This window comes from Companilactobacillus kimchiensis (genome assembly GCF_001438805.1).
GTDB lineage: Bacteria > Bacillota > Bacilli > Lactobacillales > Lactobacillaceae > Companilactobacillus > Companilactobacillus kimchiensis.
This window is the reverse complement of record NZ_JQCF01000069.1, coordinates 1-331: the sequence shown is the minus strand read 5'-3', so window position 1 is coordinate 331 and position 331 is coordinate 1. Positions and strand designations below refer to the sequence as shown.

Annotated in this window: 1 protein-coding gene; it reads left to right on the top strand. The window is 37.5% G+C overall.

The annotated features are described in order from the left end of the window. A partial coding sequence (locus IV57_RS12885) for a group II intron maturase-specific domain-containing protein (RefSeq protein WP_275472418.1) occupies positions 1 to 308 on the top strand: 308 nt, incomplete at its 5' end. Positions 309 to 331: the final 23 nt, after the last annotated feature.

Below are 331 nucleotides of genomic sequence, written 5' to 3'. Positions count from 1 at the left end.
TGGTTGGATGGCTCAACTATTACGGAATTGGGAAAATGGAAACATTCATCCAAAGCATGGATAAATGGCTTCGCTCAAGAATCAGACAATATATTTGGAAGTCATGGAAGAAACCCAAAACTAGACTTAAGAATCTAATGAAACTAGGAATGACAAGGAATCAAGCTAGAACATTCTCCAACACCCGCAAGGGATATTGGAGAACAGCTCACAGTAAAACCTTGTTATACACTTTAACGAATAAAAAACTGGAATCTCTTGGACTATTGAACATATCCAAGAAACTCCAGTCTATTCAGAATGCTTAAATTAATGAACCGCCGTATACGGA